At 75.0% G+C, this 25,034-nt stretch carries 26 protein-coding genes, 1 tRNA gene and 1 pseudogene; 10 read left to right on the forward strand and 18 right to left on the reverse strand.

Features of this window, described 5'->3' with window-relative positions; all coding sequences use genetic code 11:
• The first annotated feature begins 401 nt into the window (after positions 1-401).
• Together HKK73_RS15755 and HKK73_RS15760 are read left to right on the forward strand one after the other, a co-directional pair.
• Entirely contained in the window at positions 402-617 is a 216-nt protein-coding gene (locus tag HKK73_RS15755) for a hypothetical protein (RefSeq protein ID WP_085387325.1), read from the forward strand.
• Positions 617-1,642, forward strand: coding sequence for a CorA family divalent cation transporter (locus tag HKK73_RS15760; RefSeq protein ID WP_085387324.1), 1,026 nt, complete (start codon positions 617-619; stop codon positions 1,640-1,642). The genes HKK73_RS15755 and HKK73_RS15760 overlap by 1 nt, the downstream gene beginning before the upstream one ends.
• Before the next feature lie 52 nt (positions 1,643-1,694).
• Here HKK73_RS15760 and HKK73_RS15765 read toward each other — a convergent pair whose 3' ends face one another.
• The 9 genes from HKK73_RS15765 to HKK73_RS15805 form a co-directional block, all read right to left on the reverse strand.
• Complete coding sequence (locus tag HKK73_RS15765; protein WP_171468362.1) at positions 1,695-3,335, reverse strand: glycosyl hydrolase family 18 protein; 1,641 nt, start codon at positions 3,333-3,335, stop codon at positions 1,695-1,697.
• 222 nt (positions 3,336-3,557) lie between these two features.
• Entirely contained in the window at positions 3,558-3,998 is a 441-nt protein-coding gene (gene dtd, locus HKK73_RS15770) for a D-aminoacyl-tRNA deacylase (protein ID WP_171468363.1), read from the reverse strand.
• Positions 3,995-5,077 (reverse strand): asparaginase, encoded by a 1,083-nt coding sequence (locus HKK73_RS15775; RefSeq protein WP_171468364.1) that lies wholly within the window; start codon positions 5,075-5,077, stop codon positions 3,995-3,997. The genes dtd and HKK73_RS15775 overlap by 4 nt, the downstream gene beginning before the upstream one ends.
• Positions 5,078-5,085: 8 nt before the next feature.
• A complete protein-coding gene (locus tag HKK73_RS15780; protein WP_308200541.1) occupies positions 5,086-5,424 on the reverse strand; it encodes a DUF2516 family protein in 339 nt (112 codons plus the stop codon).
• 10 nt (positions 5,425-5,434) lie between these two features.
• Entirely contained in the window at positions 5,435-5,872 is a 438-nt protein-coding gene (locus HKK73_RS15785; protein ID WP_043660314.1) for a type II toxin-antitoxin system VapC family toxin, read from the reverse strand.
• Positions 5,873-5,882: 10 nt separating this feature from the next.
• Positions 5,883-6,215 carry a type II toxin-antitoxin system prevent-host-death family antitoxin gene (locus HKK73_RS15790; RefSeq protein ID WP_171468365.1) on the reverse strand — a complete coding sequence of 111 codons (333 nt, stop codon included), beginning with the start codon at positions 6,213-6,215 and terminating at the stop codon, positions 5,883-5,885.
• Positions 6,216-6,279: 64 nt separating this feature from the next.
• Positions 6,280-7,422, reverse strand: a complete 1,143-nt coding sequence (locus HKK73_RS15795) for an aromatic acid exporter family protein (RefSeq protein WP_171468366.1) — start codon at positions 7,420-7,422, stop codon at positions 6,280-6,282.
• Positions 7,419-8,561 carry a folate-binding protein YgfZ gene (locus tag HKK73_RS15800; RefSeq protein ID WP_233139831.1) on the reverse strand — a complete coding sequence of 381 codons (1,143 nt, stop codon included), beginning with the start codon at positions 8,559-8,561 and terminating at the stop codon, positions 7,419-7,421. The genes HKK73_RS15795 and HKK73_RS15800 overlap by 4 nt, the downstream gene beginning before the upstream one ends.
• Before the next feature lie 64 nt (positions 8,562-8,625).
• The gene (locus tag HKK73_RS15805) at positions 8,626-9,222 is read right to left on the reverse strand and encodes an FABP family protein (RefSeq protein WP_043654723.1); all 597 of its coding nucleotides are present in this window, start codon (positions 9,220-9,222) and stop codon (positions 8,626-8,628) included.
• A 254-nt stretch (positions 9,223-9,476) separates the two neighbouring features.
• Here HKK73_RS15805 and HKK73_RS15810 point away from each other — a divergent pair, with 254 nt between their 5' ends.
• On the forward strand, positions 9,477-9,872 hold the full coding sequence (locus HKK73_RS15810; RefSeq protein WP_076404670.1) for a DsrE family protein: 396 nt from the start codon (positions 9,477-9,479) through the stop codon (positions 9,870-9,872).
• A gap of 51 nt (positions 9,873-9,923) precedes the next feature.
• Here HKK73_RS15810 and HKK73_RS15815 read toward each other — a convergent pair whose 3' ends face one another.
• The 3 genes from HKK73_RS15815 to HKK73_RS15825 are packed head-to-tail and all read right to left on the reverse strand — an operon-like array spanning position 9,924 to position 11,662.
• Positions 9,924-10,403 (reverse strand): DUF4395 domain-containing protein, encoded by a 480-nt coding sequence (locus tag HKK73_RS15815; RefSeq protein ID WP_256380358.1) that lies wholly within the window; start codon positions 10,401-10,403, stop codon positions 9,924-9,926.
• 36 nt (positions 10,404-10,439) lie between these two features.
• Complete coding sequence (locus HKK73_RS15820) at positions 10,440-10,931, reverse strand: thioredoxin family protein (RefSeq protein WP_216608001.1); 492 nt, start codon at positions 10,929-10,931, stop codon at positions 10,440-10,442.
• Positions 10,928-11,662 carry a hypothetical protein gene (locus HKK73_RS15825; protein ID WP_043654716.1) on the reverse strand — a complete coding sequence of 245 codons (735 nt, stop codon included), beginning with the start codon at positions 11,660-11,662 and terminating at the stop codon, positions 10,928-10,930. The genes HKK73_RS15820 and HKK73_RS15825 overlap by 4 nt, the downstream gene beginning before the upstream one ends.
• 358 nt (positions 11,663-12,020) lie before the next feature.
• Between HKK73_RS15825 and HKK73_RS15830 the strand changes: the two genes are divergently transcribed.
• Together HKK73_RS15830 and HKK73_RS15835 are read left to right on the forward strand one after the other, a co-directional pair.
• Positions 12,021-12,803 carry a response regulator transcription factor gene (locus tag HKK73_RS15830; RefSeq protein WP_061267987.1) on the forward strand — a complete coding sequence of 261 codons (783 nt, stop codon included), beginning with the start codon at positions 12,021-12,023 and terminating at the stop codon, positions 12,801-12,803.
• Complete coding sequence (locus HKK73_RS15835) at positions 12,800-13,744, forward strand: alpha/beta fold hydrolase (protein ID WP_171468367.1); 945 nt, start codon at positions 12,800-12,802, stop codon at positions 13,742-13,744. The genes HKK73_RS15830 and HKK73_RS15835 overlap by 4 nt, the downstream gene beginning before the upstream one ends.
• A 43-nt stretch (positions 13,745-13,787) precedes the next feature.
• On the opposite strand, the gene nth is transcribed toward HKK73_RS15835, so the two are convergent.
• Positions 13,788-14,513: an endonuclease III gene (nth, locus tag HKK73_RS15840; protein WP_216608002.1), complete on the reverse strand. Its 726-nt coding sequence runs from the start codon at positions 14,511-14,513 to the stop codon at positions 13,788-13,790.
• Between the two features lie 97 nt (positions 14,514-14,610).
• On the opposite strand from nth, the gene HKK73_RS15845 reads away from it, so the two are divergent.
• Positions 14,611-15,288, forward strand: coding sequence for a Crp/Fnr family transcriptional regulator (locus HKK73_RS15845; protein WP_021481784.1), 678 nt, complete (start codon positions 14,611-14,613; stop codon positions 15,286-15,288).
• Positions 15,289-15,382: 94 nt separating this feature from the next.
• Here the strand turns inward: HKK73_RS15845 and HKK73_RS15850 are convergent, their stop codons facing one another.
• Together HKK73_RS15850 and HKK73_RS15855 are read right to left on the reverse strand one after the other, a co-directional pair.
• On the reverse strand, positions 15,383-15,871 hold the full coding sequence (locus tag HKK73_RS15850; protein WP_114553293.1) for a RidA family protein: 489 nt from the start codon (positions 15,869-15,871) through the stop codon (positions 15,383-15,385).
• The gene (locus HKK73_RS15855; RefSeq protein WP_021481786.1) at positions 15,871-16,035 is read right to left on the reverse strand and encodes a hypothetical protein; all 165 of its coding nucleotides are present in this window, start codon (positions 16,033-16,035) and stop codon (positions 15,871-15,873) included. Before HKK73_RS15855 ends, HKK73_RS15850 begins: the two co-directional genes overlap by 1 nt.
• A 138-nt stretch (positions 16,036-16,173) precedes the next feature.
• Here HKK73_RS15855 and HKK73_RS15860 point away from each other — a divergent pair, with 138 nt between their 5' ends.
• The 4 genes from HKK73_RS15860 to HKK73_RS15875 all read left to right on the forward strand — a co-directional run bounded on the left by HKK73_RS15860 (position 16,174) and on the right by HKK73_RS15875 (position 21,124).
• Positions 16,174-18,507, forward strand: coding sequence for a transglycosylase domain-containing protein (locus HKK73_RS15860; protein ID WP_085387317.1), 2,334 nt, complete (start codon positions 16,174-16,176; stop codon positions 18,505-18,507).
• A complete protein-coding gene (locus HKK73_RS15865; protein ID WP_369824946.1) occupies positions 18,471-19,451 on the forward strand; it encodes a metallophosphoesterase in 981 nt (326 codons plus the stop codon). The genes HKK73_RS15860 and HKK73_RS15865 overlap by 37 nt, the downstream gene beginning before the upstream one ends.
• A 228-nt stretch (positions 19,452-19,679) precedes the next feature.
• A tRNA-Pro gene (locus HKK73_RS15870) sits at positions 19,680-19,756 on the forward strand.
• A 132-nt stretch (positions 19,757-19,888) separates the two neighbouring features.
• Positions 19,889-21,124: an NAD(P)/FAD-dependent oxidoreductase gene (locus tag HKK73_RS15875; RefSeq protein ID WP_043654710.1), complete on the forward strand. Its 1,236-nt coding sequence runs from the start codon at positions 19,889-19,891 to the stop codon at positions 21,122-21,124.
• A gap of 156 nt (positions 21,125-21,280) precedes the next feature.
• Here HKK73_RS15875 and HKK73_RS15880 read toward each other — a convergent pair whose 3' ends face one another.
• The 3 genes and pseudogenes from HKK73_RS15880 to HKK73_RS15890 form a co-directional block, all read right to left on the reverse strand.
• Positions 21,281-22,414, reverse strand: coding sequence for a bifunctional 2-methylcitrate synthase/citrate synthase (locus tag HKK73_RS15880; protein ID WP_171468368.1), 1,134 nt, complete (start codon positions 22,412-22,414; stop codon positions 21,281-21,283).
• A 79-nt stretch (positions 22,415-22,493) separates the two neighbouring features.
• Positions 22,494-23,411 (reverse strand): methylisocitrate lyase, encoded by a 918-nt coding sequence (gene prpB, locus HKK73_RS15885; protein WP_024841711.1) that lies wholly within the window; start codon positions 23,409-23,411, stop codon positions 22,494-22,496.
• Between the two features lie 98 nt (positions 23,412-23,509).
• A pseudogene (locus tag HKK73_RS15890) lies at positions 23,510-25,024 on the reverse strand (MmgE/PrpD family protein); the annotation flags it as partial.
• Positions 25,025-25,034 lie beyond the last annotated feature (10 nt).

Genomic DNA, 25,034 nt, shown 5'->3' on the forward strand with positions numbered 1-25,034 from the left:
GCCGCCACCTGGGCCGACGCCCGCACCTCGACGGTTGCTGCCCGCTGCCCGGAGGACTAGCCTGGCCTCGATCCCCGTCGCGGCCACGACCCTCGTGCGCCCCGACCCGGGTGCGGCGCCCGCGGCGCCGCCGCCACGAGAGCGAGGTGAGCCTCATGCCTGACGGCAGCAGTCATAGATCCGTGCACTGCGCGCTCACCCCCCGTGGCTCGCGACCCGACGCCTGAGCCCGGCCGACGCAGGTCCCTGCGTCCCCGGCCGTCGTCCGTCCCGCGCGGGGAGGTCGCCAGTGCGCTCCGCGCGCGCCTCGCGCGCGCCGCCGGACCTCCCCCGCCGACGCACCCGCGCCGCCCGCCCGTGGCCGCGCCCGTGCCGTCCGCCCGCCGGAAAGGACGACCACCATGACGCAGCGCTCCCCTGCGACCACGCCGACCACCACCCCCGCCGCCCCGGTGCGGACCCGCCCCGCCCGGACGCCCCTGCGCGCCCCGCGCGAGGAGCGGCGCCGCACGCGCCGGCCGAACCTCGAACGGCAGTCGATCTCCTTCACCGTGGGGCTCTACCTGTTCATCTGCGCCGCGCTCCTCACCGCGCACTTCACGGCCGGCGGTGCGTGATGACGACGATGCTGCCCGAGACCCCGGGCCTCGCCCCCGGGACGGAGACCCGCCTGCCCGCCCCGGCGCGCGGCGGGCTCGACCTGCACGCCCGCGCGCACGGCGACGGCTCGCCCCGGTTCGACCCGCGCGTCCTGCGCTCGCGCTGGGTGCAGGTCGCGGTCGGCGACCCCGACTCCGCGGCCCGCGCGGCCGAGCACGGCGTCGACTTCGCGGCCGCCGGAGGGCGCGTCTGGGAGACGGACGCGCACGTCTACCTGCCGGTGACGGCGACCCGGCGCGACGGCGACCGGGTGGTGGACGAGCGCATCGTGCTCGCCCTGTCCGCCGACGTCGTCGTGACGGCCCAGCCGCAGCGGCACTACGCCGTCTTCGACAAGGCGATCGCCCGCATGCGCCGCACGCCGTGGCTCATCCGCTCGTCGTACGGCGTCGCGTACGCGCTGCTCTACGCGCTCAACGAGGCGGCCGACCGCGTCGTGTCCTACGCGAGCGACCTGCTCGAGGACATGTCCGACGAGATCGACGAGGCCACGCGCGGCGTCGACTCGCGCGGCCGGGAGATCGGGGTGAGCGACATGCAGGACACGATCACGCGCATGAACCGCGCCGAGGAGATCGTGTCGCGCGCCCAGGAGTCCCAGCTCTCGCTCGCGCGCGCCGCGCGGCACCTGCGCAGCGAGATCGCGGACTCGGACCCCGTGCTCGCGGGGCTCGTCGAGACGCTCGTCGCGGACGTCGACGGCGTGAAGCAGCACGCCGGGTTCGAGCACGACAAGGTGCGCTACCTGCAGCAGGCGATCATGACGTCGCTCGACGTCAAGCAGGCGCAGATCGTCAAGGTCTTCACCATCATCACCGCGGTGTTCCTGCCCCCGACGCTCATCGCGTCGTTCTACGGCATGAACTTCACGCACATGCCCGAGCTCGACCGGCCGTACGGGTTCACGCTCACGGTCCTGGTGACGCTCGTCGCCGCCGTCATCCCGCTCGCGTACATCAAGCGCCGCGGCTGGCTGCGCTGAGCGACGGACGGTGCGGTGCGCGGCCGAGGCCGCGCACCGCACCGTCAGGTCGTCAGGCGCAGGTGCCGACGACGCGCCAGGCCGGGTACCACTTCTCCGTGCCCGGGACGTTCGTGCGGACCCACCACGCGGCGCGGTAGTTCACGCCCTCGTGCGAGACGACGCGCCCCCCGACGTACGAGGTGCTGCGGTCCCAGCCCGGGAAGCACGAGCCGGGCGCGGTCGGGTCGACCGGACCGGCCGGGGCCGCGCGGTAGACGTCGGCCGCCGTGCCGACGAGCTCGTCCTCGTAGTCGCCCGCGAGGTCCCAGAACATCGAGCCGCCGAGGCCCTTCTCCGTGATCCACGACGCCTTGTACGCGACGGCGCGCGGCGTGTCGACGCTCCACCACTGGTCGCCGTCGTAGCGCCACGAGGCCCCGCTGACCTCGTCGAAGTACTCGGTCCCGTGGTCGCGCAGCTCGAAGTACTGCTTGTTCCCGGCCTCGTAGGTGCCGGGGGCGACGCCCGCGGCGGGCTGCCAGGCGCCGTCCGAGTCGCCGGCCTCGACGCCGGACCAGCCACGGCCGAACGCCGGGATGCCGAGCGTGAGCTGGGCGGGGTCGACGCCGCGCGACAGGTAGAGGTCGATGCCGTCCTCGAGCGAGATCGTGCCGGGCTGCGAGGTGTCGTGCAGGTTCGCCTGGTGCCCGGCGAGGTTCGGCGACCAGCCGCCGTGCAGGTCGTAGCCCTGCATGTTGCCGTAGTCGAGGTAGTCGAAGATCGCAGGGGCGTCCCAGCCGGCGTTCACCACGGTGGGGCTCACCGGGATGTAGGCGGAGAGCAGGTAGTCCTTGCCCTGCGCGGCGCCGCGCTCGTCGAGCTGCTTGCGGAACTCGGCGAGCAGGGCGGTGAAGTTCGCCTTGTCGTTGACCGGGTCGACGTGGTTCTCGGGGTGCTGCGACCAGTCGGGGGCCCCGGGCCACTCCCAGTCGACGTCGATGCCGTCGAACAGGCCCGCGGCCGCGCCGGGGCCGCCGCGGCCGTCGATCACGGGCAGGTTGCCGTCGATGTAGAGGTCGATGCACGACGCGACGAACTTCTCGCGGCTCTCGGGCGTCGCCGCGGCCTTCGAGAAGAACTTGGACCAGGTCCAGCCGCCGAGCGACATGAGGACCTTGGTGTCGGGGTGCTCCTCCTTGAGCTTGCGGAGCTGGTTGAAGTTCCCCGCGAGCGCCTGGCCCGGCGCGTCCGCGACGCCGTCCACCGAGTCCTCGGCGGAGACGGCCCGCACGAAGTCGGCCTGCGCGTCGCCGGCCCCGTCGTTGCCGCCCGGCTCGGGCGTGCCCGGGGCGTCCGCGAGGAAGCACGTGAGGTCGGTCGGGTGGATGTTGCCGAACGCGTAGTTCACGTGGGTGATCTGCTCGGCCTGGCCCGACTCGACGAAGTCGCGCACGGTGTAGCCGTAGTTCTCCGGGGCCCAGGACATGAAGTAGCCGACGTTGCGGTACCCGTTGAGGGCGCCGTCGCCGTTCGGGGAGTCGGGCGTCGGGGTGGTGGCCGCCGTGGTGGCGGTCAGGTGGGCGGTCGGTGCGGCGGCGGCGGTCGTCGCGGCGGCGACGGCCCCGCTCGCGGCGAGCGCGAGGGCGGTGAGGCCGGCGGCCGCGCGCGTGGCGCGGGCGCGGCGCGGGGCGGACGGGCGAGGACGGTGCATCGAGAGGACCTCTCGTCGACGAGGTCGGTCGCCGACCCGCGCGGACGCGCGGCGGTGCGGCCTCCTGCGGGGCCTGAGCGACCGGCTGACGTGAGCGACCGTAGCCGTGGGCGGGGCCCGCGGGACTACGTGCTTCCCACACTCTTCGCGTCACGCCCGCCGCACGGGGTACGCGGTCCTCCGTACGCAGGCCCCGTACGGGACAGCCCGTACGACGACGCGTCAGGCCTCGAGGATCAGCGTGACCGGGCCGTCGTTGACGAGGTCGACCGCCATGTGCGCGCCGAACCGCCCGGTCGCCACCTCGACCCCGCGGGCGCGCAGCGCCTCGACGACCGCGTCGACGAGCGGCTCCGCGACGGGACCGGGCGCCGCGCCGTTCCACGACGGCCGCCGGCCCTTGCGCGTGTCCGCGTAGAGCGTGAACTGGGAGACGACGAGCACGGGCGCGCCCTCGTCGAGCACGGACCGCTCCCCCGCGAGGATCCGCAGCTCGGCGATCTTGCGCGCGATCGTCTCCACCTGCGCGTCGCCGTCGTCGTGCGTGACACCGACGAGCGCGAGCAGGCCCGGTCGGTCGATCGCGCCGACGACCTCCGCCGTCCCGTCCTCGGCCACGACGCGCACGCTCGCGCGCGTCACGCGCTGCACGACGGCCCTCACGGCCGTCCCCCGTCGTCGCGCCGCGTGGCGGCGGACGAGAGGTCCTGCGAGGCATCGTGCGCCGCGTCCGTCCCGGGCTCGTCGAGCACCGCGCGCACGGTGCCCACCGGCTGCCCGGCGCCGAGCACGGGCACGTCGCCGAGCGCGTCGAGCGCCGACCCGTCCGTTCCCTCGACGTCGAGCGCGCCGAGACGGCGCAGCGCAGCGGCGAGCACCGCCGGGCGGGGCCGGGACGCGCCGTCGAGCACCTTGAGGGCGAGGGCACGGCCGTCGGGCAGCCCGGCCCCGTACACCCCGTCGGCCCCGTCCTTGGCGACCAGGCCCGGGACGGCGCGCATCGCGAGGGTCGCGTCGCGTCCCGTGCCGCCCACCATCTCGGGGAACGCCGCCATGGCGCGCGCGACCTCGGCCTCGGCCGAACCCGGGTCGTGCTGCGGGGCCGCGGCGAGGCGCCCGAACGCGCGGGCGAGCCCGCGCACGGTCGTCGAGAAGAGCGGCGCGCCGCAGCCGTCGACCGTCACGTGCTCGACGGCGACGCCCGTCGCCTCCGCGACGGTCTCGCGCACCGCGACCTGCAGCGGGTGGTCGTGCTCCAGGTACGTGCGCGGGTCCCAGCCCGCGACGACGCACGTCGCGAGCATCGCCGCGTGCTTGCCCGAGCAGTTCTGGGTGATCGACGACGGGCCGTTCCCCGCCTCCTGCCACGCGAGCGCGGCCGGCGGGTGCAGCGGGAGGTCCGGGGTGTTGCGCAGCGCGGACTCGTCGAGCCCGGCGCCCGCGAGGATTTCGCGCACCCCCGCGAGGTGCTCGGGCTCGCCGTTGTGGCTCGCGGCGGCGAGGGCCAGGAGGCGCGGCGGCAGGCGCAGGCCGTGCCGCAGCATCGCGACGGCCTGGAACGGCTTGACGCTCGAGCGCGGCCAGACGACCGTGCCGGCGTCGCCGCGCTCGAGGAGCGTGCCGCCGTCGGGCTCCAGCAGCACGAGGTGCCCCGTGTGGACGGACTCCACGAGGTCGCCGCGCACGACCTCGGCCAGCGGGACGGCGGCGCGCGCGACCCCGGTGCGGACGTCGTCGGTCACCGCGGCGCTCACCAGCCGCCGGGCCGGCCGGACGACCCGTTGCCGCGCCCGTTCCCGTACGGCTGGAGGCGGGGACGCACGTCGACGAGGTACACGATCGCCGCGACGACCGCGATGATCCCGATGAAGCCGAGGTTGATCCCGCCGCCGAGCGGGATGGAGAGGAAGCCGAGCGCCGCGGCGACGCCGAGGATCGCGAGCCAGATCGGCTTGCTCAGCTTGCCCTCGGCCGTGAACGCGCTCGCGGGCCGCCGGATCGCGTCGACGAGCGCGAAGAGCTGCGTCCCGAACACGACCAGCGACAGGAGGAGGTAGACGATCCACTGCAGCGACCCGAAGATTCCCACGGGCACGAGCCTACGGTCTGGCGAGCGGCCACGGCACCACGCGCAGCCCGGCGGCGCGCGCCGCGGTCACGACGTGCGGGTCCCACGCGGCCACGACCGTGTCGTCGTGCGCGACGGCGAGCGCGCTCGCCACGTGCACCGCGTCGTTGCTGCGCAGCGACCCCGCGGCGACGAGCCGCGACGCGCGGTCGGTGACGGCACCGGACACCTCGACCACGTGCAGCGCGGGTCGCAGCGTGTCCCACGTGCCGAGCGCGCGGGCGTGCGCCGGGCCGTCGATGACCCCGCCGCGGGCCCCCGCGGCGAGCGCGGCGCGGACCTCGACGTCGGCGAGGCGGCTCGTGACGACGACGTCCGCACGGTTCCACAGGCGGCTCGCCAGCGCGGAGCCGGCCTCGGGGACGCACAGCTTCACGAGCGCGCTCGCGTCGAAGTAGACGAGGGCCACCGCGGGCCCCTCAGCGCCGGATCCGGCGCACGAGCGCCGCGACCCCGCCGCCGCGGGCGGCCCGGGCGCCGTCGGACGGGCGCGGGCCGTCGGGGCCCGCCGGACGTGCCCCGTCCGTCGCCGCGGCGAGCGCCGGCGCGGGCACCGCGTGCACGGGGCGCTCCCCCGCCGGGGGCACCAGGACGCCGTCGCGCACGAGCTCGGTGACGAGGTCCGCGGTCGCGACGCCGGTCAGCCGGGCGACGGGGACGCCGCGCTCGGTGATGACGACCTCCTCACCGTCCCTGGCCCGCTCGATCCACGACTTGAGCTCGGCGCGCAGCGCGCTGACAGGGACCTCCATGCCCCGACCGTACCGGCCCGCGGTACCGCTGTGCAGGGGTCGGTCGTCCCGGGTGCGAACGCTCTCAGAGCTCGGGGAGCGCGTCGCGCGCCTGCTCGGGCGTCGCGCCCGCCGCCTCCAGGGCGTCGACGATCGGCGACCGCACGAGCATCACGAGCGACTGGACCTGCCAGTCGCCGTCGCCGAGCGCGTGGGGGTCGGCGCTGCGGGCCACCTCGAGGAGGACCTCGCGCGCGACCGCCGGGTCGCGCCCCGCGCCGACGGCCTCGGCGAGCACGTGCACCCCGGCGCCGAACCGGGCGACGAGGTCCGCCACGGCGTCGAGCTCGTGGTGGTCCGGGCCGCTCGCGACCGGCCGCGCACGCCGCGCCAGGACGCGCACGCTGCGCATCGCGCGGTCGACGAGCACCGCCTGCCGCTCGAGCCCGCCCAGCTCGTCCCGGTGCCGCAGCCCGGCGGCGCTCACGCGCGCGAGCTCGCGCGCGGAGGTCGCGGACGACTGCCACTCCTCGAGCGCGCCCTCGGACGCCCGGCCCTTGACCAGCGCCGCGTCGAGGTCCGCGGGGTCGCGCGCTCGCAGACCGCGCGCGAGCACGTCGAGCACGCCCGCGAGCTCCGACGTCGCCTCAGACCCGAGCAGGCGGGGTCGTCGTCGGGGGTCGCCCGGCGTGAGGGCCGCGACGGCGAGCGCGACGGCGCCGCCCACGAGCGCGTCCGTCCACCGCCCGAGCGGGCCGCCCGCCTGCGCGGCCGGGAGCCCGACGATGACGATGGCCTGCACGCCCGCCTGCGTCGTGAGCATCGCGCCCCGGTCGATGAAGCGTGCGGCGAGGGCCGAGACCGCGAGGACGACGGCGACCTGCCACCAGCCCGACCCGATCGCGTGGACCACGAGGTCCCCGAGGCCGACGCCGATCGCGACGCCCACCGCGAGCTCGAGCACGCGGCGGAGCTGACGGTCCTGGCTGAAGCCGAGGCAGATCCACGCGGAGACCGGCGCGAAGAAGGGGGCCGTGTGCCCGAGCCCGTACCGGGCGATGCCGAACGCGAGGCCGGCAGCCGCCGACGCCTGGAGGACGGGCCACAGCGCCACGCGCACGCGCGACGCGCCCTGCCGGACCCGGGCCCGCAGGAGGAGCCGGCGCCACGCCGTCCGGGCGACGTCGACCGCCCCCGGGGACTGCCCGCGCGCCGGCCCCGACGTCACAGCATGCTCGTGGGTGCGCCCTCGCCGCGCGGCGTGACGCCGCGCCCGACGGGACCGCGCGCGGCCGGACGGTCGACGGAGACGCCCTCGCCGGGCACCACGACCTCCTGCGCCGCGGAGATCGCGCCGCCGTCGCAGTCGACGAGGAGCTCGGCGTCGACCGGCGCGCTCCGCTTGAGGACCGCGAGCGCGATCGGCCCGAGCTCGTGGTGGCGCGCGACCGACGTGACGGACCCGACGGCGCGGCCGTCGAGCGTGACCTCGGCCCCCGGGGCGGGCAGCAGGTGGCCCGAGCCGTCGAGGTGCAGCATGACGACGCGCCGCGGCGGACGCCCGAGGTTGTGCACGCGCGCGATGGTCTCCTGCCCGCGGTAGCAGCCCTTGTGCAGGTGGACGGCGGTGCGCAGCCAGTCGGTCTCGTGCGGGATCGACCGGTGGTCGACCTCGGTCGCGAGACGCGGGCGCCAGGCCTCGACGCGCGCCGCCTCGCTCGCCCACGTGCCCACGAGGCGCCACCCGGCGGCCTCGCGCGCCGCGACGGCGTCGGCCAGCTCCGCGCGCGGGACGAGCACGAGCCGCCACGGGCGCTCGCGGCCCGGGTGCTCGTCCTCGGGCGGGCCGTACCGCGTGCCGCCCGCGAGGACGCGCGGCCACGGGTCGCGCCAGGTCACGGGCTCGTCCTCGGCGCCCTCGGCGTCGACCGGCTCCCCGAGCGCGGCCCACTCGTCCGTGGCGTCGGCGATCTCGACGCGGAGCATGAACTTCATGCGGTCCAGCCACGCGGCGAGGTCGGCCGCGTGCGAGCGCTCGGTGACGAGCCAGGTCGTGGTGCCGTCGTCGACGACCGACGCGGCGTGCTCGACGTGGCCCTGCGGCGAGAGCACGAGCAGCTCCGTCGAGGTGCGCGGCGCGAGGTCCGTGAGGTCCTGGGACGTGATGGAGTGCAGCCAGCTCAGCCGGTCCGGGCCCGTGACCGTGACGACGCCCAGGTGCGACTGGTCGACGACGGCGCCGCCCGTGCGCAGCGCCCGCTGCTCCCCGGTCGGGTCGCCGTAGTGCCAGGCGACGCCCTCGTCGGGGCCCGTCGCGGGCACGGCGCCGTGGCGGGACAGGAGCGGGCTGGTGTAACCGGTGGTCACGGGTGGTCCTCCTTCGTCGACGCGTCCGGACCGGGCGGGCCCTCGGGCCGCCCGGTGGCCTGCGTCAGGCCGACGGGCGCCGGGTCAGCTTCGCGGACGCGTACGACTGCAACGGCTGACCGAAGGCCGCCAATTCCCACACCCACAGGAGCTGGCCCTCGACGAACCCGTAGAGCCGCTTCGAGGCCGTGACCTCGGACGCCGTGGACGTGCGCGCGATGAGGTCGCTCGCCAGGTCCACGCGGCCGTTGCCGACGGCGCCGAGGTACACCGACACGCGACCCGCCGGGTCGGCGACGAGGACCTCGAGGGGGTGGCGGTCGTCCTCCAGGCCCTCGGGCCGGTCGGTCGACACGCGCCAGTAGCCGGTCTCCGTGGACCAGACGGGCGACGCGGCGGCCGCGGCGTCGAGGGTGGCCTCGTCACGCTCCGGCCACTCGCCCTCCGCGGGCACCGTCTCGGGGACCGCGGCGTCGAGGACGCGCAGCGTCGACTCGTAGCGCAGGTAGGGGCCGCCGTCGTGGTCGAACACGACGTCGTGGACGAACGGCGTCTCCTCGATGCCCGGGTACTTGACGACGCCCTCGCCGCGCCAGCTCCCGACGAGCCAGGCGAGCGGGTACACCTCGGGAGCGAGGCCTTCGGGGAACTCGAACGGCATCAGCGACCACCTCTCGGAGTCGGGCGGCGCGCGGCGCCCGCGCGGGGACGGGCCCCGCGCGGCGACGTCAGCGCTGGCCCTTGAAGAGCTTGTAGACGACGTACCCGGCGAACCACGTGATGGTCACCGTCGCCGCGAGGAGCAGGCCGAGGAAGATCAGCTCGAGAGTGTGCGGGCTCATGCGGGCGATCCTACCGGCCGGACGGCGCCCGCACGCCGTGGCCGTGGTCACCCGCGGGGCTACGCTCGGCCGCGTGACCGACTCCACGCTCCCCGCCGCCGCCCCCCGCTCCCGCTCGCTCGTCGTCAAGACGACCTCCGGGCTCGACCGGCCCGAGGCCGCGAACCAGGCCTTCACCGTCGCCGCCGCCGCGGTCGCGGCGGGCGTCGAGGTGAGCGTGTGGCTCACGGGCGAGGCGGCGTGGTTCGGGGTGCCGGGCCGCGCGGCGGAGCTCGAGCTCGAGCACGCGGCGCCGCTGCCCGACCTGCTCGACGCGGTCCTCGCCGCGGGCACGCTGACCGTCTGCACGCAGTGCGCGGCGCGTCGCGGGATCACGGCCGACGACGTCCTGCCCGGCGTGCGCATCGCGGGCGCGGCGGTGTTCGTCGAGGAGGCGCTGCGCGAGGGCGCCCAGGCGCTCGTCTACTGAGCCAGCCGCGCCCGCGGGCGCTCGCCTGCGGGGCGGCCGCGCGCCGGGCCGTCAGCGGGCCGGCGCGACCCGGCGCAGCAGCAGGTACAGCTCGCACCCGAGGCACAGGCCGAACGCGGCGTTGAGGACGGCGGCCACGAGCGCGAGCGCCGCCGCGGCCGGCACGGCGCCCGCGACGCCGAGCAGCCCGAGCACGACCCCGGCACCGGTGATCACGAGGCCCACCGCCTGCGCGAACCGCGGCGGCCTCGGGTCCTCGCGCTCCGTCGTCGGGCCGATGCGCGGGAGCAGGACCAGCCGGTAGACGGCCGCCTGCCACGTGCCCTGCGCGCCGCGGACGGTGCCGAGCAGGAAGCTCGCCGCGACGACCGCGAGCAGCACGAGCGCCGCGGGCGACGTCCAGAGCAGGATCACCACGGCGAGCAGGACGGCCGTCATGCCCGCCCCCGCGCGCGGCCCGCGCGGGTCGATGCCGACGGGCGCCCCGCCCGGCTCGGTGACGGTGGCCTCCGGGCCTGCCTGGTCGCTCACTCGGGTCTCCTCCGGTCGGGCCGTCGGAGACGGCGGTCAGCTGCCTGGCACGCTCGCGGGCCGCGCGCCCGGGTCCGCGACGGCGAGCGCCGCGAGCGCCTGGGCGCGGTTCATGCCCCCGCTCGCGCGGGCGACCTCCCGGCCCTCCGCGTCGAGCACGAGGACGGTCGGCGTGCGCAGTATGCCGAATGCTCGCACCAGGTCGAGGTGGTCGTCGACGTCCATCTCACGATGCGTCACGTCCGGGTGCGCCGCGCTCACGTCGCGCAGGACCCGGGCGGTGGCGCGGCACGGCGCGCAGAGCTCGGCGGAGAACTGGACGAACGTGCGGCGCTCCGCGAGCGCGACGCCGTGCGCCGCCCAGTCCACGGGCGCGGGCCCGGCGGCGCCGGCCGCGGGCGACCCGGCGCCCGCTCCCCCGCGCGCGGCCCGCACGACGCCCTGGCGGCGCTGCCACCACACGCCGAGCGCGGCCGTCGCGACGAGGGTCACGACGAGCAGCACGACGGCGAGCGGCGACGGGGTCACCCGACGATCACCCGGCCGACGACGAAGATCAGGGTCCCGCCGACGGCGACGGGCAGGGCGGTCGCCGAGAACGCGCCCAGGCGCCCGCGCAGCTCGGGGAGCTGGTCGAAGAGCGCGTGCAGCGACGCGACGAGCAGGCCCGCGACGACCCCCGCCCAGACGCCGCCCAGCAGCTCGAGGTCGGGCATGACGTAGCCGACGGCACCGCCCGCGAGCACCGCGAGGCCGAGCGTCAGCGCGGCGTTGAGCCAGCCGCCGAGCGGCAGCGCGGACACCGCGGACGCCACGGCGAGCGCGACCGCCGTCGTGACGACGAGGGACTCGCCCGCGTCGGTGCGGCCCGCGGCGATCCAGCCCGCGCTCGACGTCGCCACGACGATCCCGCTCACCGTGCCGATGAGCGACTCGACCAGGCGCGGACGGCCGTCGCGCCGCAGCAGCTCGGCGACGAACGCGAGGACGACGGAGAGCGCGAGCACGACGGGCAGGTGGCGCAGCGCGGGCTCCCCGTGCGTCGCGGCGGTCGCGGCCACGGCGCCGAGCCCGGCGATCGCGATGACGACCCGGGTCCCGCCGTGGACGGGGATGTCGAGCAGCCGCGGCCAGCCGATCGCGACGCCCAGCGCCAGCGCGCCCGACGCGATCGTGAGCGGCAGCGGGCCGAAGAACGCGGCGACGGCCACGACCGCCGCCAGGCATGCCGTCACGACGGCACGGGTCGAGAGGTCCACGCGGTCAGCGCCCCGTTCGGGGGTCGCGGGAGGGCGTCGGGTCGTGCAGCACGCCTCAGAGTGTCGCAGAGACTCGCCACGGGCCGCTCACCGGCTCCCTGTCGACGGCCGGGCGGCGGTCTCGCGAGCGGGCCGCGGCGTCGCTGCCGGGCAGCGCTGTCACCGGCCGGGGAGGGCGGACGCGCGCGATGTGAGACACGCACCGTGCGCGCGGCCGGCACGCGATACGGTAACCGTCCACGGACCGCGGACGTGGCCGACGACGTGGCGTGCCCCGTAGAGGTCCGTCCCGCCCGGTCGCCACGCGTCGACGCCCGGGGGCGCCGCCCGCGCCCCGCGACCCGGAAGGAGGTGCCGGATGGCCGACCTGCTCATCCTCACCCCCGCCACTGGCGGTTCCGTCGAGGTGCTGCCCGCGCTCGGCCTGCTCTCGCACCGCATCCGGGTCCTGCCCATGGAGCCGTCGGCGCTGGTCGACGCACCGGACTCCGACGTCGTGCTGCTGGACGCGCGCCGCGACCTCGTCGCGGCCCGCACCACGTGCCGGCTCCTGCACGCCACGGGCCTGACGGTCCCGCTCGTGCTCGTGCTCACCGAGGGCGGGCTCACCGTGGTGACCGCCGAGTGGGGTGCCGACGACCTCCTGCTGGAGGGCGCCGGACCGGCCGAGGTCGAGGCCCGGCTCCGGCTCGTCATCGAGCGCTCCGCGCGGGGACCGGCCGAGGACGGACCGCAGGAGATCGCGGCGGGCGAGCTCGCGATCGACGCGAGCGGCTACACCGCCCGGCTGCGCGGCCGTCCGATCGACCTCACGTACAAGGAGTTCGAGCTCCTCAAGTACCTCGTCCAGCACCCGGGCCGCGTGTTCACGCGCGCGCAGCTCCTCCAGGAGGTCTGGGGCTACGACTACTACGGGGGCACGCGCACCGTCGACGTCCACGTGCGCCGTCTGCGCGCCAAGCTCGGGCCGGAGCACGAGCAGCTCATCGGCACGGTGCGCAACGTCGGCTACCGGTTCGACCCGCCGAAGGACCGCCGGCCCGCGGCGGCCGCGGAGACGTCCGGAGCGGACGCCGCCGGCGCCGGCTCCGGGTCGTCGGCCGACAGCGGGTCCGGGACGCCGGTAGGTTCGTCCGGGTGACGCCCGACCCCTCCGACTTCACGTCCGCCCTCCTCGACGGCCCCTGGCGACACGAGTTCGTGCCGGCCAACGGGGCCCGCTTCCACGTGGCGCTCGCCGGTCCCGAGGACCGCGGCGTGCGGGACCCCGGCCCGCCGCTCGTCGTGCTGCTCCACTCGTTCCCCCAGTTCTGGTGGGCGTGGCGGCACCAGCTCGAGCCGCTGGCCGCCGCGGGCTACCGCGTCGCCGCGATGGACGTGCGGGGCGTCGGGGCGTCCGACAAGCCGCCGATCGGCTACGACGCCCCGACGCGCACGCGCGACATCGCCGGCGTGATCCGCTCGCTCGGGTCGGGGCGCGCGGTCGTCGTGGGCCACGGCACCGGCGGCAGCCTCGCCTGGGCGATGGCCGCGCTCCAGCCCGCCGTGACGGCCGGGGTCGCCGCGTTCTCCGCCCCGCACCCCGCACGCCTGCACACGTCGGCCCGGCGGCTGCTCACGCCCGCGGCGCAGCGCCAGCTCGCGTTCTACCAGGTGCCCACGCTGCCCGAGCGCGCGCTCGTCCGCGGCGACCTCGTGGCCGACGTGCTCGCGACGGGCGCCGCGCAGCCCTTCGCGCCCGACGTCGTCGACACGTACCGCACCGTCATGCGCATCCCGTTCGCGGCGCACACCGCGATGGAGTCGCTGCGCTGGGCCGTGCGCTCCACCCCCCGGCCCGACGGGCGCCGCTTCCTCGCCGCGCTCCGCCACCCCGTCGAGGTCCCCGCCCTCCAGGTGCACGCGGCGCGCGACGGGCTGCTGCGCCGCGACCTCGCGGACGCCGACGGCGCCGCGCTCGCCCGGGACTTCCGGTTCGAGGTCGTGGACGACGCCGGGCACTTCCTCCCCGAGGAGGCCCCGGACACCGTGACGGAGCTGCTCCTGGACTGGCTCCCCACGACGCAGCGGCCCGCGGGCTGACCCGAGCGGCCGCGGGATCGTGCGCGCGTGACCCGGCGGTACCTCAGCTCGTCTTGACGAGCGCGGCCGCCTTGACCGGGTCGACCTCGCCGACGCCGAACGACGGGCACCACCGCGCGATCGTGCACGCGCCGCACGCCGGCTTGCGCGCGAAGCACACCCGCCGGCCGTGGAAGATCAGCCGGTGGGAGAGCATCGTCCACTCCGACTTCTCGATGAGCCCGCCGACGACCTGCTCGACCTTGACCGGGTCCTCCTCCGTGGTCCACCCCAGGCGGCGCACGAGGCGGCCGAAGTGCGTGTCCACCGTCAGCCCCGGCACGCCGAACGCGTTCCCGAGCACGACGTTCGCCGTCTTGCGGCCCACGCCCGGCAGAGAGACGAGGTCCTCCAGGCGGGCGGGCACCTCGCCGTCGAACCGTTCGACGAGCGCCTGGCCGATCCCGATGACGGACTGCGCCTTGGCCCGGAAGAAGCCCGTGGGCCGCAGGATCTCCTCGAGCTCGGCCCGGTCCGCCGACGCGTACGCCGCGGCGTCCGGGTAGCGCGCGAACAGCGCGGGCGTCGTGAGGTTCACGCGCTTGTCCGTCGTCTGGGCCGAGAGGACCGTCGCGACCAGCAGCTCGAGCGGCGTGGTGAAGTCGAGCTCGCAGTGCGCGTCCGGGTAGGTGACCGCGAGCTCACGGTTCGTGCGGCGCGCCCTCCGCACGAGCGCGAGGTGCGACTCGGGCTTCGGAGCCTGCGCGCGGGCCTGCTCGGTGGTGGTCACGGACCCACCGTAGCCGCCGCCCCCGACACCCGAGTTGCAGCGGTAGGGCAGACTTGTCCTGGAACATTTCCGAGGACGAGACGATAGGACACCCCGCGTGGACGACGACGTTGTGCTCTCCGCCCCCCTGTTCGCGACGATGGACGCGGACGAGACGCGCACCCTCTTCGAGTCGATGCAGCAGATCGAGCTCTCGCGCGGGGACGTGCTCTTCCGCGAGGGCGAGCCGGGCGACCGCCTCTACGTGATCGCGAGCGGCAAGATCAAGCTGGGGCGCCGCTCCAACGACGGCCGCGAGAACCTCCTGTCGATCCTCGGCCCCGGCGAGATGTTCGGCGAGCTCTCGCTCTTCGACCCGGGCCCCCGCACCGCCACCGCGAGCTCCGTCGCCGACTCCGTCATCTACGAGCTCGGCCACGATCAGCTCGTCGAGTGGATCGAGAAGCACCCGAGCGTCGCGAAGCACCTGCTCAACGCCCTCGCGCGCCGCCTGCGCCGCACGAACGAGACGCTGGCCGACCTCGTGTTCTCCGACGTGCCGGGCCGCGTCGCCAAGGCGCTCCTCGACCTGTCGACCCGCTTCGGCGAGGAGACGGACGAGGGCATCCGCGTCGCGCACGACCTCACGCAGGAGGAGCTCGCGCAGCTCGTCGGCGCGTCGCGCGAGACCGTGAACAAGGCGCTCGCCGACTTCGCGACGCGCGGCTGGGTCCGCCGCGAGGGCCGGGCCGTCGTCCTGCTCGACATGGACCGCCTGGAGCGCCGCGCGCGCTGACCGGCTGCACCGCCGAGACGTCGACGAGAACGGGGTCGGCGACCGGATCCTCCCGGATCTGGTCGCCGACCCCGTGCTCGTGCGGGCGTGAAGGCTATTCCGCCAGCTCGACGACGAGCTCCACCTCGACCGGGGCGTCGAGCGGCAGGACCGCGACGCCGACGGCGCTGCGGGCGTGCACCCCCGCCTCACCGAAGATCTCGCCGAGGACGGTGCTCGCACCGTTCACGACGCCGGGCTGGCCCGTGAACGACGGGTCGCTCGCCACGAACCCGACCACCTTGACGACCCGCACGACGTCGTCGAGGTTCCCGACGACGTCGTGCACGGCCGCGAGCGCGTTGAGCGCGCACACCCGCGCGAGGTCCGCGGCGTCGGCGGGTGCGACGAGGCCCTCGCCGTCGCCCACCTTGCCCGTCGCGAGCAGCGCGCCGTCGACGAACGGGAGCTGGCCCGAGGTGTGGACGTAGCGGCCGGTGCGCACCGCGGGGACGTAGGCGGCGACCGGCGCCGCCACCCGCGGCAGGGTGATCCCGAGCTCCGCGAGGCGCGCGGCGACCGTCCCGGCGGGGACGCCCGCCACTACTTCTCCCCGGTGGGGCGCTTGAGGTAGGCGACGAGGCCGTTGCCGTCCGGGCCGGTCACGACCTGGACGAGCTCCCAGCCGTCGGAGCCCCACTGGTCGAGGACGGCCTTCGTGTTGTGGATGATGAGGGGGATGGTCGCGTACTCCCACGTGGTTGCCATGGGGCGAGCGTAGTCGGACGGCGCGGGCCGCGGCGCGGCCGGACGGGCGCGCCGTCCCGGGATGCTTACACAACCCGCACACCCGGGAGAGGCGGCTCTCCGGGCCTCTCCTGGGGTTGCTCCCGTAGGGTTGGCACCATGGCTTCCCCTGTGCGTCCTCGCGGCCGGCAGATCAACGCGTACCAGCTCGTCGCCCTCTTCCTGGCGTTCGTGCTGGTCTCCGGCGTCGGCGGCGTGCTCGCGGCCGGGCTCCTCGTGCCGCTGGCCGCCGGGGCGAACACGGCGACGGACACCGCGGTCGAGGTGTTCGACGAGCTGCCGGCCGACCTCGAGCCGGGCCCGCTGTCCGAGCAGTCGCGCATTTACGCGAACGACGGCACGACGCGGCTCGCGACGTTCTACACGGAGAACCGCATCGTCGTCCCGCTGGACCAGGTCTCCGAGCCCATGAAGAACGCGGTCATCGCGATCGAGGACAAGCGCTTCTGGGAGCACGGCGGGGTCGACGTCGAGGGCATCCCGCGCGCGTTCGTCAACAACCTCACGGGCGGCTCGACGCAGGGCGCCTCGACGCTGACGCAGCAGTACGTGAAGAACGTCCTCATCGAGCAGGCCGTGCGCGACGGCGACGTCATGGCGCAGCACGAGGCCAAGGCCGACACGCTCGGGCGCAAGGCGCGCGAGGCGAAGCTCGCCATCTCGCTCGAGAAGAAGATGGGCAAGGAGGAGATCCTCCAGGGCTACCTCAACATCGCGCAGTTCGGGCGCTCCGTGTACGGCGTCGAGACGGCGGCACGGCACTACTTCGGCGTCTCGGCGAAGGACCTGAACTACCTCCAGGCGGCCACGATCGCCGGGATCACCAAGGCGCCGTCCACGTACGACCCGACGGCCGACCCGGAGAAGGCCCAGAACCGCCGCAACGTCGTCCTCAACACGATGTACCAGCAGGGGTACATCACCAAGGAGGAGTACGACGCCGGGCTGGCCACCCCCATCTCGGACACGCTCGCCATCCAGCCGCTCGAGGCGGGCTGCCAGGCGTCCGGCGGCTCCGCGTTCTTCTGCGACTACGTCACGAAGGTCATCATGTCGGACCCGGTGTTCGGCGAGACGAAGGCCGAGCGCGAGGCGCTGCTGTACCGCGGCGGGCTGGACATCTACACGACGCTCGACCCGAACATGCAGGCGGCCGCGGAGCAGCACGCGGCGGCTGCGGTCCCGGCGGACGACCCGAGCCAGATCGAGGACGCGATCGTGTCGATCGAGCCGGGGACGGGCAAGATCCTCGCGATGGCGCAGAACCGCGCGTTCGACAACACGCAGGACCCCGCCCCCAACACGACGGCCGTGAACTACAGCACCGACGAGGCGCACGGCGGATCGCGCGGGTTCTCGCCCGGCTCCACCTGGAAGCCGTTCGTCCTCGCCGAGTGGCTCAAGGAGGGGCACTCGCTCTACGACACGGTCAACGCGAACAAGCGCACCTGGATCGGCAGCCGGGACTTCCACGCGAGCTGCAAGCGTCTCGGCAACGACCCGTGGACGCCCGCGAACTCCGACGGCCCGGGCAGCGGCTCGATGACGGTGCTCAAGGCGACCTACAACTCGGTCAACACCGCCTACACGACCATCGCCTCCCAGCTCGACCTCTGCGGCGTCGCGAACACCGCGAAGGCGGCCGGTTTCACGCCGTCGTCGAAGGACAAGACCGACATCGAGATCGTGCCGTCGATGATCCTCGGCACCCAGAACTCGTCGCCGATGCACATGGCCGCCGCGTACGCGACGTTCGCCGCGGGCGGCACGTACTGCCAGCCGATCGCGATCACGAAGGTGGTCGCGGGCGACGGCGAGGAGCTGCCCGTCCCGTCGGCGAACTGCCAGCCCGGGGCCATCGACCCCGCGGTCGCCAACACGGTCACGTACGCGCTCCAGCAGGTGCTCACCCAGGGCTCGGGCCGCGGCAACGCGCTCGCCGACGGCCGTCCGGCCGCGGGCAAGACCGGTACCGCGAACCTCAACAAGCACACGTGGTTCATCGGCTACACGCCGCAGGTCGCCACGGCCGTGTGGATCGGCAACGCCGAGAACGACGTCGAGATGAACGGCCGCTTCACCATCAACGGCAAGACGCGTCCGTACTGGTACGGGTCGAGCCTCGCCGCCCCGACGTGGCGCGACTACATGAACCAGATCCTCGCCGGTCAGCCCGCCCCCGGGTTCGCCGAGCCGGACTGGGGCCGCGTCAACGCCCCCAAGCCCCCGCCGCGCACCCCGTCGACGCCCGAGGGCGGCCAGGACGGCGGTGACCAGGGCGGTCAGCAGCCGGGTGGCGACGAGCCCGACGACGACCAGCCCGACAGCGAGGCCGACGGCCGGGGCGACCGCGGCGACCGCAGCAACGGCGCGGGCCGCGAGAGCGACCTCGGCGCGTGGCTGGAGGGCCTCGGCGGCGGGGGGAACGGCTGAGCGCCGACGGGGCGCGCCGGGCCCTGCGCGGGCTCGGGGCGCTGGCCGCCGTCGGCGTGGCGGGCGTCGCGTACGCGCACGTGGAGACGAAGCTCTTCACGCTCCGCGAGGCGACCGTCCCCGTCCTGCCGCCCGGCTCGCGCGACCTGCGGGTGCTGCACGTCTCCGACCTGCACCTCGTCCCGACCCAGCAGCGCAAGATCGAGTGGGTGCGCTCGCTCGCCGAGCTCGAGCCCGACCTCGTCGTCGACACCGGGGACAACCTCGCGCACGTCGACGCGCTCGAGCCGCTGCTCGACGCGCTCGCCCCGCTCCTGGCGGTGCCCGGCGCGTTCGTCCTGGGCTCGAACGACTACTTCGCGCCGGTCCCGAAGAACCCGGCGCGCTACCTCCTGCCCGACGCGCGGCTGCCGTTCGCGTCGCAGCCCCGCCTCCTGCCCGCGGCCGAGATGGCCGGCGCGATGCGCGGCGCCGGGTGGGTCGACCTCACGAACCGTCGTGACGTCCTCGACGTCGGCGGCGTCCGCCTCGACCTCGTGGGCGTCGACGACCCGCACCTCGACCGCGACGTCTTCCCCGCGCCCGCGTCGCAGGCCCCGGCCGCTCCGCCGGAGGGCGGCGTGCTCCGGCTCGGGGTCACGCACGCGCCGTACCGGCGGGTCCTGGACCGGATGCACGACGACGGCGCGGAGCTCGTCCTCGCGGGCCACACCCACGGCGGGCAGCTCTGCGTCCCCGGGTTCGGCGCGCTCGTGACCAACTGCGACATCGACCGCAAGCGGGCCAAGGGCCTGCACGGCTGGCCGGGCCCCCGCCCCGACGGCGCGGGCGGCCAGGACTCGACGTGGCTGCACGTCTCCGCCGGCGCTGGGACGTCGCCCTACGCGCCGGTCCGGTTCGCGTGCCGCCCCGAGGCGACGCTGCTCACCCTGACGTCGCGCTGACGGCTCCCCCTTTCCCCACCGCTCCGCCGAGCACGGGGTCAGCGACCGCGATCCCGAGTTTCCGGTCGCCGACCCCGTGCTCGACGGGCGCGGGTCGGGGTGTCGAGGGGGGTGTCGTCGGGGTGGCAGGGATCGGGTTTCGTGGCACGGCACTTCGTCGGCTATTCTGGGCAGGCTTCCTGCGGGGAAGACGAGGTTTCCTCGTCGACCGTCACGTAGGCCAGCAACCGGGGTGTGGCGCAGCTTGGTAGCGCGCTTCGTTCGGGACGAAGAGGTCGCAGGTTCAAATCCTGTCACCCCGACCAGCCGAGAGGCCCGGGATCCGCGAGGATCCCGGGCCTCTCGTCGTTCTCGCGCCCGCCGCTCCCCCGGCGGTGCGACCCGGTTCGCGCGAGACTGAGGCCGTCCCGCTGTCCCGAACCACCGCGGAGGTCGCCATGAGCGCTGGACGTCACGTCGTCGTCGGAGGAGGGCTCGCCGCGGCGAAGGCCGTCGAGACGCTGCGCGCAGAAGGCTACGACGGCGGGATCACCGTCGTCGCGCGCGAGCCGCACCGCCCGTACGAGCGGCCGCCGCTGTCCAAGGACTACCTGCGCGGCGAGGCCGAGCGCGAGGCGGTGTTCCCGCTCGCGGCGGACTGGTACGCCACGCACGACGTCGAGCTGCGCACCGGGACGGCGGCGACCGCGCTCGACCTCGCCGGGCGGCGCGTGACGCTCGACGACGGCCGCGCGCTGTCGTACGAGAAGCTGCTGCTCGCGACCGGTTCGGACCCGCGCCGGATCCCCCTGCCCGGCGGCGACCTGGCCGGGGTGCACGAGCTGCGGACGCTCGACGACAGCGACGCCCTGGCTGCGGCGCTGCGCGCGGCCCGGGACGACGGCGTCGGGCGGCTGGCGGTCGTCGGCGACGGCTGGATCGGGCTGGAGGTCGCGGCGTCCGCCCGCACGCTCGGCCTGGACGTCACGGTGATCGGGCTCGGGACCCACCCGCTCGAGCGCGTGCTGGGGCCCGAGATGGGTGAGCTGTACGGGCAGGTCCACGCCGACCACGGGGTGCACCTCCACCGCCGCGCGCAGGTCACGGGCATCTCCGGCGACGGTCGTCGGGCCACGGGGGTGGACCTCGCCGACGGCACCCACGTCGACGCGGACGTCGTGCTCGTCGCCGTGGGTGCGGTCCCGAACGTCGGGCTCGCGCGGGACGCCGGGCTCGCCCTCGACTCGGCGACGGGTGGCGTCGTCGCGTCGGCGACCCTCCAGACCACCGACCCGGACGTCTTCGTCGCGGGTGACGTCGCCAGCGTGCCCTCGGCACGCTACGGGCGGTCGCTGCGCGTCGAGCACTGGGCGACCGCCCTCCACCAGGGCCCGCACGCCGCGCGCGCGATGCTCGGCGCGACCGACCCCTACCCCGAGCTGCCGTACTTCTTCTCCGATCAGTACGACGTCGGCATGGAGTACCTCGGCTTCGTCGCCGGCCCGGACGCCTACGACGAGGTCGTGGTCTCCGGCTCCGTCCCGGACCGCGAGCTCGTCGCGTTCTGGCTCCAGGACGGCCGCGTCGAGGCCGGTATGGCCGTCAACGTCTGGGACCGCATGGAGGAGATCGAGGCCCTCATCCACCGCGACGGCCCGCCCGACCGCGCCGAGCTGGAGTCGTTCGTCGGCTGACCCCCTCCGTCGGCCGACCAGGCGATCCCGGCGGTCCGAGCAGGTGGTCCCGGTCCGTCCGGGGGACGGGACGCGCCAGGACCACCTGTTCGGCGCAGGGCCGGGAGTCAGGGCCGGGAGTCAGGGGCAGAGTCAGGGGCAGAGTCAGGGGCAGAGTCAGGGGAGGTCGCGCTGCTCCGGGCCGACGTACTGGCTGAGCGGGCGGATGAGGGCGTTCGCGGCGCGCTGCTCCATGACGTGCGCGGTCCAGCCGACCACGCGCGACGCGACGAACAGCGGCGTGAACATCGGGGTGTCGAAGCCCATGAGGTGGTACGCCGGGCCGGCCGGGTAGTCGAGGTTCGGCAGGATGTTCTTCCGCTCGGTCATCGCGGTCTCGAGCGCGGTGTAGAGCTCGAGGAGGTCCGGGCGGCCGTAGTGCTCGACGAGGTCGTCGAGCGTCGCGCGCATGGTGGGGACGCGCGAGTCGCCGTGCTTGTAGACGCGGTGCCCGAAGCCCATGATCTTGCGCTTGTGGGCGAGCGCGTCGTCGAGCCACGCGGCGGCGCGGTCGGCGGTGCCGATCTCGGCGAACGTCGCCATGACGGCCTCGTTCGCGCCGCCGTGGAGCGGGCCCTTGAGCGCGCCGACGGCGCCCGTCACGGCGGAGTGCAGGTCGGACAGCGTGGACGTGATGACGCGCGCCGTGAACGTGGACGCGTTGAACGAGTGCTCGGCGTACAGCACCATCGACACCTCGAACGCGCGCACGACGGCGGGCTCGGGCTCCTCGCCGAACGTCATCCACAGGAAGTTCTCGGCGTAGGAGAGGTCGTCGCGCGGCTCGACGAGCTGGAGGCCGCGGCGACGACGCTGGTCGAGCGCGACCGCGGCGGGCAGCACGGCCCACAGGCGGACCGCCTTGGCCTGCTCGGCCTCGGGCGAGGAGTCCTCGGCGTCGGGGTCGTGCGCGCCGAGCTGGGAGATCGCGGTGCGGACGACGTCCATGGGGTGGCACGTCGTCGGGAGCTCGAGGATCGCGTTGCGCACGTGGCCGGGCAGCGCGCGGTGCGCCCGCTCGACGGCGGTCTGCTCGGCGAGCTGCTCCGGCGTGGGCAGCTCGCCGTGCCACAGGAGGTACGCGACCTCCTCAAAGCTGCGGCGGGCGGCGAGGTCCTGCACCGGGTAGCCGCGGTACAGGAGCGAGTTCGTCTCGGGGTTGACCTTCGAGATCGCGGTGACGTCGACGACGACGCCCGCGAGGCCCTTGCGGATCTCGGGCGCGTCGGTGGTCGGTGCGGTGGTGGTCATGCGGTCACTCCTTCGTGCAGCACGGGTCGCGGGGAGATGCCGGTGCCGCGGCCGACGGGCGCGCGGCACCGGCCGGTCGTCAGGGCCGGTAGGTGAAGATGCCCTCGTCGAAGGTGTTGTAGGCGGCGTAGTCGAGCAGCTCGTAGAGGCGCGCGCGCGTCTGCATCCCCTCGACCTGCCCCGCCTGGGTGCCGGTCTCGGCGATCTCGTCGAGCGCACGCTCGGTGGCGCCCATCGCGACCCGCAGGAGCGTGACGGGGTAGATGATCAGCCGCACGCCGGCGTCGCCGAGCTGACGGCGCGTGAAGAGCTCGGACTTGCCGAACTCGGTCATGTTGGCGAGCACGGGCACGTCCACGGCCGACGCGACGGCCTCGAACTCCGACAGGTCCTTCATCGCCTCGGGGAAGATCGCGTCGGCGCCCGCGTCGACGAGCGCCTTGGCGCGGTCGATCGCGGCGCGCAGCCCGGCGTCGCCGGGGATCGTGCCGCGGACGTCGGTGCGCGCCATGATCAGGAAGCCGGGGTCGCGGCGCGCGTCGGCGGCCGCCCGCACGCGCTTCGCCGCCTCGTCGAGCCCGACGACCTCCTTGCCGTCGAGGTGGCCGCACCGCTTGGGGTTGACCTGGTCCTCGACGTGCGCGCCCGCGACGCCCGCGTCCTCGAGCGCCTGGACGGTGCGCGCGACGTTCATCGGCTCGCCGAAGCCGGTGTCGGCGTCGACGAGCGCGGGCAGGTCGGTGACGCGCGCGATCTGCTGCGATCGCCCCGCGACCTCGGTGAGGGTCGTGAGGCCGATGTCGGGCAGGCCGAGGTCGGCCGACAGCACGGCCCCCGACACGTACACGCCCTCGAAGCCCTTGTCCTGGATCAGGCGCGCGGACAGCGGGTTGAACGCGCCCGGGAGCCGCAGCGGCTCCCCCGTGGTCGCCGCGGCGTCGAGCGCCGCGCGGAACGCGCGCCGCTTGTCCGACGGCGTCACCTGGCTGTACAGCATCAGCGCGCCTCTCCCTCGGTGGTCTCGTCGGCCTCGTGCATGGTGAACCCGTCGCCCTCGACCTCGGGGTGCGCGGGGGCGTCGTCGCGACCGAGCTCGAACAGGCCGGTCGGCGTCGGCACCGAGTCGAGCAGACCGGGCCGCCCGACGATCGTCAGCTCGCGCACCTCCGCGGCCGTGAGCTCCGGGAGCCGCTGCGCGAGGTCGAGGAAGCGCTCGATCTCGGCGTCCTCGAGGACGCCGGCCGCGAGCGTGCGGAACTTCTGCACGTACTGCTCGCGCCCGAACGGCCGCGCGCCGAGCGGGTGCGCGTCGGCGACCGCGATCTCGCGGACGAGGCGGCCGCCGTCGGCCAGCTCGATCTCCACGCGCCCACCGAACGCCTTCTCGGCCGGGTCGGTCGAGTGGTAGCGGCGCGTCCACTCGGGGTCCTCGGCCGTCGTGACCTTGGCCCACAGCGCGACGGTGTCGGGGCGGCCCGCGCGCTCAGGGGCGTACGAGTCGACGTGGTGCCAGCCGCCGTCCTGCAGCGCGACCGCGAAGATGTAGGGGATCGAGTGGTCGAGCGTCTCGCGCGACGCCGTCGGGTCGTACTTCTGCGGGTCGTTCGCGCCGGAGCCGATGACGTAGTGGGTGTGGTGGCTCGTGTGGATGACGATCGACGCGACGTTCTCGGGGTCGGCGAGCCACGGGTGCTCGTCGTGCAGCGCGCGGGCGAGGTCGATGAGCGCCTGCGACTGGTACTCCGCGGAGTGCTCCTTGGTGTACGTGTCGAGGATCCCCGTCTTCGGCTCGCCGGGGGCCGGGAGCACGACGTCGTACGCCGCGTCCGGGCCGTCGAGCAGCCACGCGACGACGCCGTCCTCGCCCTCGTAGATCGGCTCGGGCGACGTCTGGCCGCGCATCGCGCGGTCGACGGCCTCGACCGCGACCTTGCCCGCGAACGCCGGGGCGTGCGCCTTCCACGTCGAGATCTGGCCCTTGCGCGACTGGCGGGTGGCCGTCGTCGTGTGCAGGGCCTGGCCGATCGCCTGGAACACCGTCTCGGTGTCGAGGCCGAGCAGCGTCCCGATGCCCGCGGCGGCCGACGGCCCGAGGTGCGCGACGTGGTCGATCTTGTGCCGGTGCAGGCTGATCGCGCGCACGAGGTCGACCTGGATCTCGTAGCCGGTCGCGATCGCCCGGACGACGGCGGCGCCGTCGGACCCGGCGTGCTGCGCGACGGCGAGGATCGGCGGGATGTTGTCGCCCGGGTGGGAGTACTCGGCGGCGAGGAACGTGTCGTGGAAGTCGAGCTCGCGCACCGCGACGCCGTTCGCCCAGGCCGCCCACTCGGGGCTCGTGCGGGTGGTGAGGTCGCAGCCGAACACCGTCGACCCCGGGGTGTAGGGGTGCGCGAGCGCCTGGCCGCGCGCCGCGATCGCGGGGCCGCGCGTGAGGCTGGCCGCGGCGACGGCCGCGTTGTCGATGACCCGGTTGACGACCATGTCGACGACCTCGGGCGTGACCTCCACCGGGTCGGTCGCGAGCTCGGCGAGCTTCCACGCGAGCTGGTCGGTGCGGTCGAGCGGCTCCGCGCTGGGGTAGACGCGCAGGTGGTGGGTGTACGGCATCGGTGTCTCC

Origin of the sequence: Cellulosimicrobium sp. 72-3 (assembly GCF_013127315.1) — a bacterium.
Taxonomy (GTDB): Bacteria; Actinomycetota; Actinomycetes; order Actinomycetales; family Cellulomonadaceae; genus Cellulosimicrobium; species Cellulosimicrobium funkei.

Excerpts from the sequence above, each read along its gene's own strand:
- HKK73_RS15755 (WP_085387325.1), top strand. The coding sequence starts at position 402 with ATGACGCAGCGCTCCCCTGCGACCACGCCGACCACCACCCCCGCCGCC.
- HKK73_RS15760 (WP_085387324.1), top strand. The coding sequence starts at position 617 with ATGACGACGATGCTGCCCGAGACCCCGGGCCTCGCCCCCGGGACGGAG.
- HKK73_RS15765 (WP_171468362.1), bottom strand. The coding sequence starts at position 3,335 with ATGCACCGTCCTCGCCCGTCCGCCCCGCGCCGCGCCCGCGCCACGCGC.
- HKK73_RS15790 (WP_171468365.1), bottom strand. The coding sequence starts at position 6,215 with ATGGAGGTCCCTGTCAGCGCGCTGCGCGCCGAGCTCAAGTCGTGGATC.
- HKK73_RS15805 (WP_043654723.1), bottom strand. The coding sequence starts at position 9,222 with ATGCCGTTCGAGTTCCCCGAAGGCCTCGCTCCCGAGGTGTACCCGCTC.
- HKK73_RS15830 (WP_061267987.1), top strand. The coding sequence starts at position 12,021 with ATGGCCGACCTGCTCATCCTCACCCCCGCCACTGGCGGTTCCGTCGAG.
- HKK73_RS15855 (WP_021481786.1), bottom strand. The coding sequence starts at position 16,035 with ATGGCAACCACGTGGGAGTACGCGACCATCCCCCTCATCATCCACAAC.
- HKK73_RS15860 (WP_085387317.1), top strand. The coding sequence starts at position 16,174 with ATGGCTTCCCCTGTGCGTCCTCGCGGCCGGCAGATCAACGCGTACCAG.
- HKK73_RS15875 (WP_043654710.1), top strand. The coding sequence starts at position 19,889 with ATGAGCGCTGGACGTCACGTCGTCGTCGGAGGAGGGCTCGCCGCGGCG.
- HKK73_RS15880 (WP_171468368.1), bottom strand. The coding sequence starts at position 22,414 with ATGACCACCACCGCACCGACCACCGACGCGCCCGAGATCCGCAAGGGC.
- prpB (WP_024841711.1), bottom strand. The coding sequence starts at position 23,411 with ATGCTGTACAGCCAGGTGACGCCGTCGGACAAGCGGCGCGCGTTCCGC.